At 71.3% G+C, this 16,422-nt stretch carries 16 protein-coding genes; 12 read left to right on the top strand and 4 right to left on the bottom strand.

Annotation, left to right across the window (positions count from 1 at the left end; genetic code table 11):
• Window positions 1-58: 58 nt before the first annotated feature.
• The 3 genes from ACFE76_RS14515 to ACFE76_RS14505 all read right to left on the bottom strand — a co-directional run bounded on the left by ACFE76_RS14515 (window position 59) and on the right by ACFE76_RS14505 (window position 3,214).
• Window positions 59-868 (bottom strand): ATP-binding cassette domain-containing protein, encoded by an 810-nt coding sequence (locus ACFE76_RS14515; protein ID WP_375432473.1) that lies wholly within the window; start codon window positions 866-868, stop codon window positions 59-61.
• 2 nt (window positions 869-870) lie between these two features.
• Window positions 871-1,935: an ABC transporter permease gene (locus tag ACFE76_RS14510; protein WP_375432472.1), complete on the bottom strand. Its 1,065-nt coding sequence runs from the start codon at window positions 1,933-1,935 to the stop codon at window positions 871-873.
• A 157-nt stretch (window positions 1,936-2,092) separates the two neighbouring features.
• A complete protein-coding gene (locus ACFE76_RS14505) occupies window positions 2,093-3,214 on the bottom strand; it encodes a substrate-binding domain-containing protein (RefSeq protein WP_375432471.1) in 1,122 nt (373 codons plus the stop codon).
• 367 nt (window positions 3,215-3,581) lie between these two features.
• Here ACFE76_RS14505 and ACFE76_RS14500 point away from each other — a divergent pair, with 367 nt between their 5' ends.
• From ACFE76_RS14500 to ACFE76_RS14485, 4 genes are all read left to right on the top strand, one after another.
• Window positions 3,582-4,610, top strand: coding sequence for an NAD(P)-dependent alcohol dehydrogenase (locus ACFE76_RS14500; RefSeq protein WP_375432470.1), 1,029 nt, complete (start codon window positions 3,582-3,584; stop codon window positions 4,608-4,610).
• Window positions 4,607-5,371, top strand: a complete 765-nt coding sequence (locus ACFE76_RS14495) for an SDR family NAD(P)-dependent oxidoreductase (RefSeq protein WP_375432469.1) — start codon at window positions 4,607-4,609, stop codon at window positions 5,369-5,371. Before ACFE76_RS14500 ends, ACFE76_RS14495 begins: the two co-directional genes overlap by 4 nt.
• Window positions 5,372-5,425: 54 nt before the next feature.
• Window positions 5,426-6,433, top strand: coding sequence for a LacI family DNA-binding transcriptional regulator (locus ACFE76_RS14490; protein ID WP_375432468.1), 1,008 nt, complete (start codon window positions 5,426-5,428; stop codon window positions 6,431-6,433).
• Window positions 6,434-6,498: 65 nt separating this feature from the next.
• Complete coding sequence (locus ACFE76_RS14485) at window positions 6,499-7,527, top strand: NAD(P)-dependent oxidoreductase (protein WP_375432467.1); 1,029 nt, start codon at window positions 6,499-6,501, stop codon at window positions 7,525-7,527.
• Between the two features lie 9 nt (window positions 7,528-7,536).
• Here ACFE76_RS14485 and ACFE76_RS14480 read toward each other — a convergent pair whose 3' ends face one another.
• On the bottom strand, window positions 7,537-8,163 hold the full coding sequence (locus ACFE76_RS14480; RefSeq protein WP_375432466.1) for a nucleoside/nucleotide kinase family protein: 627 nt from the start codon (window positions 8,161-8,163) through the stop codon (window positions 7,537-7,539).
• A 194-nt stretch (window positions 8,164-8,357) separates the two neighbouring features.
• Here ACFE76_RS14480 and ACFE76_RS14475 point away from each other — a divergent pair, with 194 nt between their 5' ends.
• Genes ACFE76_RS14475 through ACFE76_RS14440 form a run of 8 tightly spaced genes read left to right on the top strand, consistent with a single transcriptional unit; the run spans window position 8,358 to window position 16,357 of the window.
• On the top strand, window positions 8,358-9,371 hold the full coding sequence (locus ACFE76_RS14475; RefSeq protein ID WP_375432465.1) for a LacI family DNA-binding transcriptional regulator: 1,014 nt from the start codon (window positions 8,358-8,360) through the stop codon (window positions 9,369-9,371).
• A gap of 24 nt (window positions 9,372-9,395) precedes the next feature.
• On the top strand, window positions 9,396-10,244 hold the full coding sequence (gene larE / locus ACFE76_RS14470) for an ATP-dependent sacrificial sulfur transferase LarE (protein WP_375432464.1): 849 nt from the start codon (window positions 9,396-9,398) through the stop codon (window positions 10,242-10,244).
• A 14-nt stretch (window positions 10,245-10,258) separates the two neighbouring features.
• On the top strand, window positions 10,259-10,966 hold the full coding sequence (gene larB / locus ACFE76_RS14465; protein ID WP_375432463.1) for a nickel pincer cofactor biosynthesis protein LarB: 708 nt from the start codon (window positions 10,259-10,261) through the stop codon (window positions 10,964-10,966).
• On the top strand, window positions 10,963-12,231 hold the full coding sequence (gene larC / locus ACFE76_RS14460) for a nickel pincer cofactor biosynthesis protein LarC (RefSeq protein WP_375432462.1): 1,269 nt from the start codon (window positions 10,963-10,965) through the stop codon (window positions 12,229-12,231). Before larB ends, larC begins: the two co-directional genes overlap by 4 nt.
• 55 nt (window positions 12,232-12,286) lie before the next feature.
• The gene (locus ACFE76_RS14455) at window positions 12,287-13,549 is read left to right on the top strand and encodes a toxic anion resistance protein (RefSeq protein ID WP_375432461.1); all 1,263 of its coding nucleotides are present in this window, start codon (window positions 12,287-12,289) and stop codon (window positions 13,547-13,549) included.
• Window positions 13,546-14,064, top strand: a complete 519-nt coding sequence (locus ACFE76_RS14450; protein WP_375432460.1) for a hypothetical protein — start codon at window positions 13,546-13,548, stop codon at window positions 14,062-14,064. Before ACFE76_RS14455 ends, ACFE76_RS14450 begins: the two co-directional genes overlap by 4 nt.
• Entirely contained in the window at window positions 14,061-15,071 is a 1,011-nt protein-coding gene (locus tag ACFE76_RS14445; protein WP_375432459.1) for an AAA family ATPase, read from the top strand. The genes ACFE76_RS14450 and ACFE76_RS14445 overlap by 4 nt, the downstream gene beginning before the upstream one ends.
• Window positions 15,068-16,357 (top strand): hypothetical protein, encoded by a 1,290-nt coding sequence (locus ACFE76_RS14440; RefSeq protein ID WP_375432458.1) that lies wholly within the window; start codon window positions 15,068-15,070, stop codon window positions 16,355-16,357. The genes ACFE76_RS14445 and ACFE76_RS14440 overlap by 4 nt, the downstream gene beginning before the upstream one ends.
• The last annotated feature ends 65 nt before the right edge of the window (window positions 16,358-16,422 follow it).

Below are 16,422 nucleotides of genomic sequence, written 5' to 3'. Positions count from 1 at the left end.
CAGCCCCAGAGCCCGCCAACCTACACCATCGGCCGACCCTAACTGAACGGTATTGCGGCTAACCCCGTTCGAGGGTGGTGGCGCCGGTCATGATCGCGACCGCCTCCGTGGGGGTGTGCGACTGCGGGGTGATGATGCCGGCACAGCCGCCCAGCCGGGCGATGTGGATCCGGTCGGCCACCTCGAAGACGTTCGGCATGTTGTGGCTGATCAGGATCACGGGCAGGCCGCGCGCCTTGATCTGGCGGATCAGGTTGAGCACCTGACCCGTCTCCTTGACCCCGAGCGCCGCGGTCGGCTCGTCGAGGACGACGAACTTGGACGCGAACGTCGCCGCGCGGGCCACCGCCACCGCCTGCCGCTGACCACCCGAGAGAGTCTCCACCGCCTGGTCCATGTTCTGGACAGTGGCGATGCCGAGGTTGGCCATCGACTGGCCGGCGTCGGCCTTCATGCCCTTCTTGTCGAGCATCCGGAACACCGAGCCGAGGACGCCCGGCCGACGCCGTTCCCGGCCGAGGAACATGTTGGCCGAGATGTCGAGGGCCGGCGCGACCGCGAGAGTCTGGTAGACCGTCTCGATCCCGGCGGCCCGGGCGTCCTGGGGCGACTTGAAGTTCACCGGGTGGCCGTCGAGGGTGACCTCACCGGAGTCCGGGATGACCGCGCCCGTCAGCGCCTTCACGAGGGTGGACTTCCCGGCGCCGTTGTCGCCGATGATGGCGAGGACCTCGCCAGGGTAGAGGTCGAGGTCGACGCCGTCGAGCCCGACCACCCGCCCGTAGGTCTTGATCAGACCCCGGGCCGACAGAATGGGCTTGAGGTCGTGCCGCGGACCGGCCGTCTCGTTCTGCACAGCTGTGCTCATGGCTAGGCCTTGACCTTCCGGATCCACTGGTCGATGGAGACCGCGACGATGATCAGCACGCCGACGGCGAGGACTCGCCACTGGTCGTCCACGCCGGCCAGCGAGAGGCCGAAGCGGAACGACACGACGATGAGGGCTCCCAGCACGGTGCCGATGATGGCGCCACGTCCACCGAAGAGGCTGGTGCCACCGATCACCACGGCGGTGATGCTCTCCAGGTTGGCGTCGACGATGGCGTTCGGGCTGGCCGTACCGGCCCGGCCGATCAGCACCCAGGCCGTGATGCCGTAGATGACGCCAGCCACCGCGTAGACGCTGAGCAGCACCCGGTCCACCCGGATACCGACCAGCCGGGACGCTTCGATGTCGTCGCCGACCGCGTAGACGTGCCGCCCCCAGGCGGTCTGGCTGAGCGCGAAGGCGGTGACCAGGGCCAGCACCGCTACGATCACCACCCCGACGGTGATCCGGAACTGGCCGAGCGGGATGATCGTGCCTGTCCAGTTCAGGGCGTCCGGCAAAGCTGTGCTCTGCACACTTTGTCCCTTGGAGTACAGCAGGGCGATGGCGGTGAAGATGCTGAGCGTACCCAGGGTGACGATGAACGGTGGTAATCGGAGCCTGGTCACTAGCAAGCCGTTCAGGGCTCCGGCCGCAGCTCCTACCAGGACGCCTACCAGAATTGCCGCCACCCCGGGGATGCCGTCGCCCTTGGCCAGGTTGGCGGCGACGAGCATGGCCAGGATGGAGATGGCGCCGACGGAGAGGTCGATCCCCGCGGTCAGGATGACCACGGTCTGGCCGATCGCGAGGGCCGCGATCACCGCCACCTGCTGGATGACCAGCGAGAGGGTCCGCGGCTCGGCGAACCGCGGCTTGATGATGGTGAAGATCACGAACGAGACGATCAACACCATCAGGGGACTGATCCACGGATGGGCGTGCAGCACGTGCTGCACGCGTTGGAGGGGCGACCGGCGTCGCTTGGCGAACTGCTCTGCGGCGTTGGCCGGTGCCCGGTCAGGGATGCCGGGCTGGTTGATCGCCGCCTGCTCGGTGGTGCTCACATCTGTTCCTTCCCGTTGCCCCTCCAGCAGCTCGTCGGCGACGGTGCTGGTCGAGCGGGTTGAGGTCGGTCTGCTGGTGGTGTCCAGCGGGGGAAAGACCCGGACGGCGGTCCCGCCGGCGTGGTGCCGGCGGAACCGTCAACGAGTGGTGGCCGAGCTAGGACTTGGTGCCCCAGCAGACCTTCTCACTCTCGGTGGTGGTGATGCTCTTCAGGCCGTCGACCGGCTTGTCGGTCACCAGCTCGACCCCGGTGCTGAAGAAGTCGAGGCCGTCGCTGGGCACAGGCTTCTCCCCACCGCGGGCGATCTTGACGATGGCGTCGACGCCGAGCTCGGCCATCTTCACCGGGTACTGCTGGGCGGTCGCGCCGAAGATGCCCTGCTTGACGTCGTCGACGCCCTGGCAGCCACCGTCGACCGAGACGACGATCGCGTCGTTGTTGGCCGCCTTCAGCGCCTTGGACGCGCCCTCACCGGCCGGCTCGTTGATCGAGTAGACGACGTTGATGTCGGGGTTCTTGGTCAGGCAGGTCTCCATGGCGGTCTTGCCGCCGTCGACGTTAGCGCCGGAGGGCTCGTTGCAGACGATCGTGTAGTCGCCGCCCTTGCCGCCGGTGTAGGAGCCGGTCTTGGCCTCGTCACCCTTCGTGGTCCCGTCGGCGACGTCGATGCCCATGCCCTCGAGGAAGCCCTGGTCGCGGTTGACGTCCACGGTGATGATCTTGTCGTTGAAGGCGTCCAGCATCGCGATCACGGCCTTCTTGCCGCCGAGCTCAGCGGCGGTCCACTTGCCGATCAGCTGGCCGGCCTCGCGGTTGTTCGTCGCGAAGGTGATGTCGACGGTGTCAGCCGGGTCCGGCGGGGTGTCGAGGGCGATCACGAACAGGCCGGCCTCGCGGGCCTTCTTGATCGCCGGGTTGACGCCGGGGCCGTTCGGGGTGATCAGGATGCCCTGGTCACCGCGGGCGATGGACTGCTCGATGGCCTGCACCTGGCCGTCCTCGTCCCCGTCCTTCTTGCCGGCGGCGATGGTGATGCTGACGTTCTGCTGCTTGGCCGCCGAGGCCTTCGCGCCGTTCTGCATGGCGATCCAGAAGGGGTTGGTCGAGTCCTTGGTGATCAACGTGACGGCGACCTTGTCCGTAGCACCGACGGTCTCACCGCCGCCAGCGTTGTTGTCCCCGCCGCCGCCGCCGCAGGCGGTCAGCACGAAGGTCAGGCTGGCCGTGAGCGCGAGCGGCGCCACCAACCATCGACGGAGGCCCTGGGGTTTACGCATGAGTGATTCCTCTGGTTTCGGGTGCGCAGCGCTTGGGCCACGGCACACGGGTGACTGGTCGTCGAGACACACACGGCAACGCATGGTGCTACCCACGACCACTCCGATGTGTCTGGCGCGCCCCGAAGAGGCGTGACAGGGAACATAACAGCGGTTGGCCCAAAAGCGCAGCCCCAGCGCACCAATGGCGCTCAACTCTCTCGGCGTGTCGCAAAGTACTTGCGCAACGACTTGCGCGATGGCAGGCTGCACCCCAACTCAACGACGCGGCTCCTGGTCGGCGAGCCGACGTCGCCAGGTGCGATGTCGGCCCTGCGCCTGCCGGATGCGACCAGCATGGGTGCGCGTCCCGACGGAGGGTGACACCATGACCGCCACGACCATCGCCAACAGCATGCAGGTCAGCGTCCTCCTGGGACAGAACTCGCTCGGCATGGAGGAACGTCCCGTTCCCGTGCCCAAGCGTGACCAGGTGCTGGTGGAGGTCGCCAAGGTCGGGGTCTGCGGCTCCGACGTCCACTACTACCGCGACGGCCGGATCGGCCCGTTCGTGGTCAACGCGCCCCTCGTCCTCGGCCACGAGCTGTCCGGCCGGATCGTCGCCGTCGGCGAGGGCGTGGACCCCGAACGTACCGGCCAGCGGGTCGCGATCGAGCCGCAGAAGCCGTGCCGTCGCTGCAGCCAGTGCAAGGCCGGTCGCTACAACCTCTGCCCGTTCATGGAGTTCTACGCCACCCCGCCGATCGACGGCGCCTTCTGCGAGTACGTCGTGATCGAGGAGGACTTCGCCCACCCGGTGCCCGACGCGATCAGCGACGAGGCGGCCGCCCTGCTCGAGCCCCTCTCGGTCGGAATCGCTGCCGCACGCAAGGGCCGCATCGTGCCCGGGTCCCGGGTGCTGATCGCCGGTGGTGGGCCGATCGGGGTCATCACCGCCCAGGCCGCCCGGGCGTTCGGCGCCGCCGAGATCATCGTCTCCGACCCGGTGGCGGACCGGCGCGCCATGGCCAAGAAGTTCGGCGCCACCGACACGCTGGACCCGGCGACTGATGACTCCCGTTCGCTGGAGGTCGACTGCTTCATCGACGCCTGCGGCGTACCGGCCGCGATCGTCGCCGGACTCGAGTCGGTCCGCGGAGCCGGCACCGTGGTGCTGGTGGGGACGGGTTCGGACACCGTCTCGCTGCCGATCCCGACCATCATGAACCGCGAGCTGAACGTGACGGGAGTCTTCCGGTACACCGACACCTGGCCGATCGGCGCGCACCTGGTGGCTTCCGGCCAGATCGCGCTCGACCCGCTGGTGACCGGCCGGTTCCCGCTGACCGAGGTGGAGAGCGCCCTGAACGCCGACCTCCAGCCCGGCAGCCTGAAGACGATCGTGGCCGTCAGGTGACCATCCTGCAGACGTTCTCACTCGCTGGCCGGACGGCCCTGGTCACCGGCGGCAACCGCGGCCTCGGGCACGCCTTCGCCCGGGGGCTGGCCGAGGCCGGCGCGTCAGTGATGATCGCCAGCCGCGACGAAGCGCTGAACGACACCGTCGTCGCGGAGCTGACCGCCGACGGACTGGCCGTGCAGGCGCTGACGGCCGACATCACCAGCGACGCCGACGTGACGCGGATGGTGGCCGAGACGGTTGACCGGCTCGGCCGCATCGACATCCTGGTCAACAACGCCGGCATCTGCTTCCACGGCGACTCCTGGGACGTACCGGACGAGGAGTGGGACGCCGTCTTCACCCTGAACGTCCGGGCGCTGTGGAAGTGCAGCCGGGCGGTCGGTGAGCAGATGCGGGGCCGCGGCGGCTCGATCGTCAACATCGGCTCCATCTCGGGCATGATCGTCAACCGCCCGCAGAACCAGCCGGCCTACAACGCCTCGAAGGCTGCCGTGCACCAGCTGACCAAGTCGCTGGCCGCGGAGTGGGCGTCTGAGGGGATCCGGGTCAACGCCGTCGCCCCCGGCTACATCAAGACCGAGATGTCCCCGGTCGATGACCCGAAGTTCCGTCGGCAGTGGATCGAGGACAGCCCGCAGCAGCGCTACGCGATGCCCGCGGAGGTGGCCGGCAGCGTGGTGTTCCTCGCCAGCGACGCCGCCTCGTTCGTGACCGGGTCAGTGCTGGTGGTCGACGGCGGCTACACCGTCTACTGAGGGTTCGCGATCATGTCGCGCAGCCGCGCAACCCGTGCCGCCAGGGACTGCTGAGTGGCAGCCCGCAGCCGCCGGACGGCGACGATGGCCGACATCGCCCGCCTCAGCGGGGTGTCGGTGACGACGGTGTCCCACGTCATCAACCGGACACGTCCGGTGCGGCACGAGACCGAGGTGGCGGTGCTCTCGGCGATCGGGGAGGTCGGCTACCGGGCGGCGCCGGGGCCAGCCGCCCAGAACCGGATCCTCGGCGTCGCCACCTCGGCCATCTCCAACCCGTCCTTCAACGAGCTGCTGCACGGCATCGAGCGGACCGCCACCCGCGTCGGCTACTCGCTGCTGGTCTTCGACACCCACGACGACGTCACCACCGAGCTCCGTGCGGTCACCGAGCTGGTCGACCACGGGGTGCAGGCCATCCTGCTCGCGCCCTCGGCCAACCCCGTCGCCGCGCTGGGCCACGCCCGGGTGCAGCGCGTCCCGGTGGTGCTTCTCGACCGCAAGGTGGACGCCGAGATCGACCAGGTCGCCTCGGAGAACGTCGCCTCGGTCGGTCAGCTGGTCGACCACCTGAGCGACATCGGCCACACCAGGATCGCCATGATCAGCGGGATGCCCGGGATCAGCACCACCGAGGAACGGATCGAGGGCTTTCGCAGCGCCGCCGAGCGCCGTGGGATCCGGCTGACCCGCAACAGCATCCTGTCCGGGCACGGCACCGACCACGACTCCGAGGAGGCGATGCGGCGGTTGATGACCGGCAGGCGGTTGCCCACGGCGGTGGTCACCGGCAACAACCGGGCCACGCTCGGAGCCATGCGGGCGGCGCGGGACCTCGGCCTGGAGATCCCCCGCGACCTCGCGCTGGTCGCGTACGACGACCTCGAGTGGGCCGACCTGTTCCATCCGCGACTCACCGTCATCGCCCAACCCACCACCCAGATCGGGGAGCAGGCGGTCGACTTCGCCGTCTCGCGCATTCTCAGCCCGAACCGCGCCACCCGTCGGCTCACCCTGACGACGACCTTCGTCCACCGGGACTCCTGCGGCTGCTCGCACTGACCTCCGTTCCCCGCCCCGTCGACCACCCGGCCCCGCCGGGTAACCCCACCCGAGAGGAACACCACGTGCCCAGCAGCGACGACCGCCCGACGGTCATCCTGGCGCCCGCGCCCCAGACGACGGCGCGCATCTTCAGCGCCGAACGACTGGCGGACCTGCACCGCCGCTTCCGCGTGGTCGACCTCGAGCAGGACGACCGGCCGGAAGCGCTGGACGCGGCCCTGCCGGAGGCCTTCGCGGTGATCGGCCAGCCGACGCTGGACCAGGAGCGGCTCAGCCGGGCCCCCCGGCTGCGGGCGATCTGCAACGTCGAGGGCAACTTCTTCCCCAACGTCGACTACGAACGCTGCTACAGCCAAGGCGTCTACGTGCTCGGCTGTGGCCCCGCGTACGCGCCGGCGGTGGCCGAGCACGCCCTCGGTCTGGCTCTGGACCTGGCCCGAGGGATCAGCCGGGAGGACCGTGCGTTCCGCCGGGGTGAGGAGCGTTACGTCTCCGACGGCAACGCCGACGCGGTCCTGCTGCGGGGCGCGTCGATGGGTCTGCTGGGCTACGGCAACCTCGGCCGGGCTCTGCACCGGTTGTTGCTGCCGTTCGCGCCCGAGCTGCGGGTCTTCGACCCCTGGCTGCCGGAGCGCTACCTGGCCGAGCAGGGCGTGCTGCCCGCCACGCTGGCCGAGACGCTGCGGACGAGCCAGTTCCTCTTCGTCCTGGCCACGGTGACCGCCGAGAGCGAGCACCTGCTCGGGCCCGCCGAGCTCGCCCTGGTGCCGCCCGGGGCCCGGCTGGTGCTGGTGAGCCGGGCGGCCGTCGTCGACTACGACGCCCTGCTGGCCGGGATCGCCGAGGGCCGCTTCCTCGCCGGCGTGGACGTGTGGCCCGAAGAGCCCGTACCGGCCGACCACCCGGCCCGCTCGTTGGAGGGCCTGGTCTTCTCCGGTCACCGCGCCGGCGGTATCCCCGCCGCCTTCGCCTCGATCGGCGACATGGTGGTGGACGACCTGAGCCAGATCGCCCAGGGTCTGCCGCCGCTACGGATGCAGGTGGCCGCCCGCGAGCTCGTCGGCCGCTATCGCAACCGCCCGGTCACCTGACCTCGTGTCTCAGGAGCTGCGGTAGACCAGGTCGGCCAGCGGTCGGGTGGCGTTGATGACGTCGGCGTTCTGCTGGTCCGAGCCGTGGCTGCGCTGGACTGACTCCTCCAGGCTGCGGCCGTGCCGCTGGTGGCGGGCGACGAGCCGGGACAACCGCACGTCCTCCCCCGGCTCGACGAACCAGCACTGGTCGAGCAGCGGCCGCACCGCCTCCCAGCCGAGGTCGCGCAGCAGCAGATAGTTACCCTCCGTCACGACCAGGGGCACCTCGGCGGGCACCGGAACCGCTGAGCCGACGGACTCCTCGAGGTCGCGGTCGAACTCGGGGACGTAGACCACGGGCTCCTCCGACGACCGCAACCGGCGCAGCAGGGCGACGTACCCGCCGACGTCGAAGGTGTGCGGGGCGCCCTTGCGGTCGAGGGTGCCCTGCCGGCGGAGCTCGGCGCTCGCGAAGTGGAAGCCGTCCATCCCCACCAGTCGCGCCCGCTCAGGCCCGAGCTCTTCGACCAGCAGCCGAGCCACGGTCGACTTGCCCGCTCCCGGCGCCCCCGTGATGCCCAGCAGCCGCCGCGGCCCCGACGCCAGCGCCCGTGCTCGGCCGACCAGATCCGTCCAGCTCATCACCTTGTCCACGCGAGAGATGATGTCAGGCGCCCGGCCGGCGCACCGCGGCCACTGCGGCGGGCGTGGTGGTCTCAGCAGCCACCGCAGGACCCCGACCACGCGGAAACGGCAGCGTCGTCGTCGTTGTAGGGTGCTGGTGTCGGAAGGGAACCCTGTTGTCAGCCACACCTGGCCCCGTCCGCGCGCGCGCCACCATCCGCGATGTGGCAGCCCTTGCCGGCGTCGGGATCAAGACGGTCTCCCGGGTGATCAACAACGAGGCCAACGTATCGGCTCCGATGCGTGAACGGGTACAGCACGCCGTCGTCGCGCTCAACTTCCAGCCGAACCAGGGCGCGGGAGCGCTACGCCGGATCAACCAGCGGACCGGGACGCTCGGACTGCTCCTGGACGCGGTGGACAACCCCTTCTCGGCGGCGGTCAACCGCGCGGTCGAGAGCGTGGCGGCCGCGCGGGGAACGGCCGTCTTCGCCGCCAGCTTCCACGACGACCCGGCCGTGGAGCGGTCCCTGATCGACGCCTTCGCCCGACGCCGCGTCGACGGCCTCGTCCTCACCACGATCAGTCCCGACCACGGCTATCTGAGGAGCGAGCAGGAACAGGGGACGCCGATCGTCTTCATCGACCGGCCGCCGGTCGGGTTGGCCGCCGACGCCGTGCTCACCGACAACTACGAGGCGTCGGCCACCGCGACCCGGCACCTGCTCGAGCACGGCCACCGCCGGATCGCCCACCTGGCTGACGAGCTGGCCATCAGCACCTCGCGTGAACGCCGGCGGGCCTTCGCTGACGGCATGGCGGCGGGTACCGACGGCGATGAGCGGACCGGTGACCGGCAGCCCCTGCACGTCGACGACCTCACCTCCCAGGCCAGGGCCGAAGCGGCTGTCCGCGAGCTGATGGCGCTGGCGGAGCCGCCGACGGCGATCTTCGCCTCGCAGAACCTGATCACCGTCGGCGCCCTGCGCGCCCTGCACGATCTCGGGCTGCAGCACGAGGTCGCGCTGGTCGGCTTCGACGACCTGCTGCTCGCCGATCTCGTCGACCCGGCGGTGACCGTGATCGCGCAGGACCCGATCCAGATGGGCACGCTGGCCGCCGAGCGGGTCTTCGCCCGGCTCGACGGTGACACCTCACCGGCCTCGACACTGGTGGTGCCCTCCCAGCTGGTGGTGCGCGGCTCCGGGGAGATCCGTCCACCGGGCGGCCTCGGCTAGCGTGACCTCGACGAGAGGAAAGAAGTGAGCGCAACCGCAAGGCCCGTGGAGTCCGCACTCGACGAGGTGCTCGACGACCTCGCCGAGCAGCTCACCGACGTACGCCGGCTCGGCGTCGCGTTCTCGGGCGGGGTCGACTCGTCTTTGTTGCTGGCGCTGGCCGCGCGGGTGCTGGGGCCCAGCCAGGTGGTCGCCCTGCTCGGCGTCTCCCCCAGCCTGGCCGCGAGCGAACGCACGGACGCCCACGCGGTCGCGGGGAGCATCGGCGTTCGCGTCGTCGAGGTGGCCACGTACGAGGGTGACCGGCCGGAGTACCAGGCGAACGGGCCGGACCGCTGCTTCTTCTGCAAGGACGAGCTGTTCGCCCGGATCGACGAGGAGGTGCTGGCCGCCGAAGGGCTGGACGCCGTCGCGTACGGGGAGAACGCCGACGACGCGCTGCGGCCCGACCGGCCCGGCTCGCTCGCCGCCACCAGCCACGCCGTCCTGCGGCCGCTGGCCACGCTGGGACTGGCTAAGGACGACGTCCGCCGACTGGCCCGCGCGCTGGGCTTGAGCGTCGCCGACAAGCCCGCGGCCCCCTGCCTGGCGTCGCGGATCCCGCACCACGAACCGGTGACGCCGGAAAAGCTCGCTCAGATCGACCGGGCCGAGACGGCCGTCCGCGCCCTCGGCTTCACCGACCTGCGGGTGCGCCACCACGGCGACGTGGCCCGGCTCGAGCTCGTAGCCGAGGACCTGCCCCGGGCGGTGACCGAACCCCTGCGGGGACTGGTGCTGAGCGCCGTCCGGTCGGCCGGCTTTCGGTTCGTCACCCTCGACCTCGGGGGCATCCAGTCCGGGGCGTTCACCCTGCCCCTGGTCACCCGCTGAACGCCGAGCTGTTCGTGACCGAGCCGGATCTGGGCGCCCTCGACGCCGTCGCCACCCTCGACCTCGACCGCGCGGCCCGCCGCGGCTATCCCGAGGCGGTCTACTGTGCCGGCAAGAGCCCGGACCAGGTCCGGCTGATCGCCGCGGCCGTCCGGGACGCCGCCCAGGTGTCCCTGTTCACCCGCGCCCACGCCGAGCACGCTGCGGCTGTCCTGGCCGAGCTGCCCGACGCCGCGTACGACGAGAGCGCGCGGCTGCTGGCCTGGCCGCCCGTCCCGCCGACGCCGACCGGCGGGCTCGTGGTGGTCGTGTCGGCCGGCACGTCGGACCTGCCGGTCGCTCGCGAGGCGCTGCTGACCGCGCAGTACCTGGGCCGCGAGGTCGAGCTGGTGGTCGACGTCGGCGTGGCCGGGCTGCACCGCATCCTCGGCCGGCTCGAGCTGCTGCGCCGGGCCCGGGTGATCGTGGTCGCCGCCGGGATGGACGGTGCCCTCCCGGGCGTGGTGGCCGGCCTGGTCAGTGCACCCGTCGTGGCCCTGCCCACCTCGGTCGGCTACGGTGCCGCGTTCGAGGGGGTGGCCGCGCTGCTGACCATGCTGAACGCCTGCGCCCCGGGCGTGGGCGTGGTCAACATCGACAACGGCTACGGCGCCGGCCACCTGGCCGCGCAGATCGCGGCACCGACCCCAGAGCCGGCCCCCGAGCCCACCGAGGCTCCGTGACCCGGCACCTCTGGATCGACGCTTCGGCCGGCGTGGCCGGCGACATGCTGCTCGGGGCGCTCGTGGACGCCGGCGCCGAGCTGGCGGCCGTCCAGCGCAGCGTCGAGGCCGTCATCCCGGGTGCGGTCCGGCTCACCGCCGACCCCGTGCTGCGGGCCGGCCAGCGCGGCACCAAGGTCGAGGTCGAGGTGCTGACCGACGACCAGCCCGAGCGGCACTGGAGCGACATCGAGGCGATGCTCGAGGCCGCCGACCTGCCTGACGCGGTCCGCGACCGGGCCCGCCGGACCTTCAACCAGCTGGCCGAGGCCGAGGCGGCGGTGCACGGCATCGCGGTGGCCGACGTGCACTTCCACGAGGTCGGCGCACTCGACTCGATCGCCGATGTGGTCGGGGTCTGCGCGGCCCTGCACCTGCTCGAGGTCGACTCGCTCAGCGCCGGCCCGGTGGCCGTGGGGTCGGGCCGGATCCGTACCGCCCACGGCGACATCGGTGTCCCGGTACCGGCGGTGGTACGGCTCGCGGCCGGCTGGCGGGTCGTCGCCGGCGGTCGCGGTGAGCTCGCCACCCCGACGGGGATGGCGTTGGTGGTGGCCCTGAGCGAACGGTGCGAGGACCTGCCGCCGCTGCTGCTGCAGGCCTCGGGTTCCGGTGCCGGCACCAAGGACGACCCGGACCGCGCGAACCTGACCCGGGTGCTGATCGGCGAGCTCGCGGCCCCGGCTCCGATGACGCCGACCAGAGACACGGTGACGGTGCTGGAGGCCAACGTCGACGACCTCGATCCGCGGCTGTGGCCGGGCGTGCTCACCGCGCTGCTGGCGGCGGGTGCGCTGGACGCCTGGCTGGTCCCGATCGTGATGAAGAAGGGGCGCCCGGCCCACACCCTCGCGGTGCTCGCCCGGCCCGAGGACGCCGACCGGCTGGCCGACCTGGTGCTGACCCAGACCACCACCCTGGGCGTCCGCCGATCGTCCTGGGAACGGACGACGCTGCAGCGCGGCTGGTTCGACGTGGCCGTGGATGCCGACCTGGTGGCGGTGAAGGTGGCCTCCCGCGACGGCCGCGTCCTCAGTGCCACCCCCGAGTTCGCGGAGGTGGCGCAGCTGGCGGCCGCGACGCAGCAGCCCGAACGGGCCGTCCTCGTCCGCGCGGCGGCCGCCGCCGTCCAGGCCGGGCTGCTGAGCGGAGCGCCCGTCCCCGACGGGTTGCGGACCACGCTGGAGCGACCCGGCGACGGTCCCGCGGACCCCCCGGTCGGCTAGATTGAGCCTCGGCCGGTCCGCTGGCCTCCCGACCCCGCGCCCCGGAAGGATCTCGATGTCCGAGCCCACGTTCGGCGGCGCGGCCGCCCCGCTCAGCCCGCCCGAGCCCAGCCCGCTCACCCTGACCGCCCCGGCCGCTCCGCGTCCGGTCGCCGCGACCCAGGCGCCGGCGATGGCTCCGCAGGTCGACCCGGCCACCGTGCCGGCCCTGGACAGCAAGGTCGAGTCGTTCCTCACCACCCTGACCGCGGCCCAGCCGCGCTCGCCGGAGTTCGCGGCCTCAGCCGACAACGTCCGCTCGATGGGCGACGCAGACATCCGGCGGGCCGCCGAGACGTCGAACCGGCTGCTGCAGGCGCCCGTCCGTGCCCTGCAGGAGGGTGGTCTCGCCGAGGGCTCCGCCGTCGGCCGGACACTGCTGGAGCTGCGCCGTACGGTCGAGGAGCTCGACCCCAGCCAGGCGACCGGCGCGCGCAAGTTCCTCGGGATGATCCCGTTCGGGGACAAGATCACCGACTACTTCCGCAAGTACCAGGCCGCGCAGAGCCACCTCAACGGCATCCTGCACGCCCTGCGCAACGGCCAGGACGAGCTGACCAAGGACAACGTCGCGCTCACCATGGAGAAGCAGAACCTGTGGGAGTCGATGGGCCGGATCAACTCCTACATCTACGTCGCCGAACAGCTCGACAGCAAGCTCACGGCGCTGATTTCTTCCCTCGAGCTCAGCGACCCGGAACGGGCCAAGGCCCTCAGCCAGGACGTGCTGTTCTACGTCCGGCAAAAGCACCAGGACCTGCTGACCCAGCTGGCGGTCTCGATCCAGAGCTACCTGGCGATCGACGTGATCATCAAGAACAACCTGGAGCTGATCAAGGGCGTCGACCGGGCGTCCACCACCACCGTTTCTGCGTTGCGGACCGCGGTCATCGTCGCGCAGGCGCTGGGCAACCAAAAGCTGGTGCTCGACCAGATCAACGCGCTCAACACCACGACCTCGGACCTGATCCAGCGCACCTCGGAGATGTTGCGCGACAACTCCGCGGCCATCCAGCAGCAGGCGGCCTCGGCCACGATCGGGCTGCCGCAGCTGCAGGCCGCGTTCGCCAACATCTACGCCACGATGGACTCGATCGACTCCTTCAAGCTGCAGGCCCTCGACACCATGGCCAACACGATCGGCACCCTGGAGTCTGAGGTCGTGAAGTCGCGGGAGTACCTCGACCGCGTCTCCCGGCAGGACAACCGGCTGGCCTCCGGCGCGCTCGACCTCGACGCTCCCTCCTCGGGCGCCCAGGGGTACGGCGGGGCGCGTTGACCCTGCGCGACTGGTGGGGCCGGGTGACCGGCCGGCCGTCGGCGCCGGCGGCGGACCTGCTGCCGGCCGCCCCGGCGCCCCCGACCGAGGCCGACATCATCGCCGCCCTCGACCGGGTCGAGGCGCTGGTGGCCGGCGGCGCGGTGCCCGGACTCGTCCAGTCGCGGGTGCGGCGGGTGTCGCGGACCGTACGCGACACGATGCCGCGGCTGCGCAACCTCGGCCTCGGCAGCGCGCAGGCGTACTCGGTGATGGCGACCGCCACCGACTACCTGCCGGCGGCGATCGGCAACTACACCCGGCTCCCGCGCGACTGGGCCGACTCGCGGCCGATCGAGCAGGGCAAGACCTCGCTGATGCTGCTGGTCGACCAGCTCGACCTGCTCGGCGCCACCATGGACGACATCCTGGACGCCGTGGTGCGCGTCGACGCCGACGCCCTGATCGCCCACGGCCGTTTCCTGCAGGCCAAGTTCGGTTCCGCCTCCACCGGTGGGGAGCTGAACCTGACGTGAGCGAGGAATTTTCCGATCTTCCACCGTTGCACGGCCGACTCCTCGGGTGGAAGCGCGATCAGAACCCGGCGCGCCCTGAGCCTGTCGAAGGCCTCGACGAGGTTGCGCCAGCTGACCCCAAGCCGGAGCCCAAGCCCGAACCCGCGACACCCGAGCCCACCCTCGACGAGCTGCTCGCCGAGCTGGACGCACTGACCGGGCTGAGCGAGGTCAAGGCGGAGATCCACCGCCAGGTGGCGGTCCTGCGGGTCGAGGCGCTGCGTACCAAGGCCGGACTACGGGCGCCCACCATCACCCGGCACCTGGTGTTCGTGGGCAACCCGGGGACGGGCAAGACCACGGTCGCCCGGCTGGTCGGCGGGATCTACCGCGCGCTGGGCCTCCTGTCCAAGGGCCAGCTGGTCGAGGTCGACCGCTCCGAGCTGGTGGCGGGCTACCTGGGCCAGACCGCGACCAAGACCGCCGAGGTCGTGGCCTCCGCCGTCGGCGGCGTGCTGTTCATCGACGAGGCGTACAGCCTCAGCGGTGACCAGTTCGGCCGCGAAGCCGTCGACACCCTGGTCAAGGAGATGGAGGACCGGCGCGACGACTTGGTGCTGATCGTGGCCGGCTACCCCGACCCGATGGTGGTGTTCATCGCCCAGAACCCCGGACTGGCCAGCCGCTTCCGGACCACGATCGAGTTCGGCGACTACTCCGACGACGAGCTCGTCTCGATCCTGACCTCGATGGCCGAGACGGGTGACTACGACCTCGCTGACGGCTGCGTCGAACGCTTCGAGATGGTGCTCGCCACCACGCCCCGCGGCCCGACCTTCGGCAACGGCCGTTTCGCCCGCAACCTGCTCGAGGCCGCCATCGGCCGGCACGCCTGGCGGCTCCGCGACGTCGACGAGCCAACCCTGGACCAGCTGCGGACGCTGCTGCCCGACGACCTCGACGCTAGGATCCTCGAGCCTCCGCCCGACCCGACCGAGCCGACCACCGAGCCGGGGGCGGACCGATGACCGCGACGAGCACGGCGCCGGCACCGGCCGCGCCCACGGCAGCGGCGGCACACCCCCTCGCCGCGGCACCCATGACTCCGACCCGCAGCACACCGCAGCTGCTCCAGCGGCTGAGCACCGCCGTGGTGGTCTTCGGCGTGCTGCTCGGCGTGGTCGGCGCCCTCACCCTGGCCACCCTGGCGTACACGCTGCACCGCGCCGAGCAGGACACCGCCCAGCTCGTCCGGGTGCAGAACATCGAGACCGACCTGCTGAGCGCCGACGCCGCGGCGACGAACGCGTTCCTGGTCGGCGGTCTGGAGCCGGCGGCGCAGCGTACCGGCTACGACCGGGCGATCACCGAGACCGGTGAGCTGATCGCCGAGGCCGCACGGGCGCAGCCCGCGGACGCGGCCGCGCTCGCCGTGCTGAACACCCAGGTCCTGGACTACACCGCCGCGATCGAGCAGGCCCGGGCCAACAACCGCCAAGGCCTGCCGGTGGGAGCCCAGTACCTGCGACTCGCCAGCGCCCAGCTGCGGTCGTCGGCGTTACCGGTGCTCGACGAGCTGGTCGCCGCCAACGCCGCCCGCGCCGAGCAGCGGATGAGCGTCGCCTGGGGCGTCGTGTTCCCCGTTCTGACGTTGGCCGCGCTCGTCGGCCTGGTGCTCGCCCAGCGCTGGCTGTCGCGGCGCTTCCACCGCCGGATCAATTCCGGGATGGCCGCCGCGACCGCGGTGCTGCTGGTCGCCCTGCTCACCAGCCTGGTCGGCCTGTGGTACTCCCACAGCATCGTGTCCTCGACCCGGGAAGGCAGCTACGCGGGCGTCAACAACATCGCCGCCGCCCGGATCGCCGCGTACGACGCCAAGGCGAACGAGAGCCTGACCCTGATCGCCCGCGGCTCCGGGCAGTCGTTCGAGGCCGCCTGGGTCAGCTGCGACGTGACCGTCCGCGAGCGGTTGGGCCTGCTCACCCGGGTCCGCGACGACGGCCAGCTGGCCCGGGAGTGGGCCCAGTACACCGCCGTCCATCAGAGCATCCGTACGTCCGACGACGGCGGCAGCTGGGACGCGGCGGTCGCCAAGGCCACCGGGACAGGCGACACGTCCTCCAACCTGCGCTTCACCACGTTCGACGCCTCGCTGGCCTCGGTCCTGGACGACGCGACGCGCAGCACGAGCACCAGCCTGGGCGGGCAGACTCCCCTGCTGGTGGTCGCCGCCGTGCTCAGCCTGCTCGCCGGTCTCGCCGCCGCCCTGCTCGCCCGACGGGGCGTCGCCGCCCGGCTGCGGGAGTACCGATGAGCGCCGGCTCCGCTGAGAAACGCTCCCCAGACGGGAAAAACTGGTCCGTGGGCTCGAAATCGGCT

It is taken from the genome of uncultured Friedmanniella sp., assembly GCF_964244005.1.
GTDB lineage: Bacteria > Actinomycetota > Actinomycetes > Propionibacteriales > Propionibacteriaceae > Microlunatus.
The sequence above is the reverse complement of the archived record's forward strand: the minus strand, read 5'-3'. Positions and strand labels throughout refer to the sequence as shown.

Coding starts and splice junctions, on each gene's coding strand:
- ACFE76_RS14515 (WP_375432473.1), bottom strand. CDS start 868: ATGAGCACAGCTGTGCAGAACGAGACGGCCGGTCCGCGGCACGACCTC.
- ACFE76_RS14505 (WP_375432471.1), bottom strand. CDS start 3,214: ATGCGTAAACCCCAGGGCCTCCGTCGATGGTTGGTGGCGCCGCTCGCG.
- ACFE76_RS14500 (WP_375432470.1), top strand. CDS start 3,582: ATGACCGCCACGACCATCGCCAACAGCATGCAGGTCAGCGTCCTCCTG.
- ACFE76_RS14455 (WP_375432461.1), top strand. CDS start 12,287: ATGTCCGAGCCCACGTTCGGCGGCGCGGCCGCCCCGCTCAGCCCGCCC.
- ACFE76_RS14440 (WP_375432458.1), top strand. CDS start 15,068: ATGACCGCGACGAGCACGGCGCCGGCACCGGCCGCGCCCACGGCAGCG.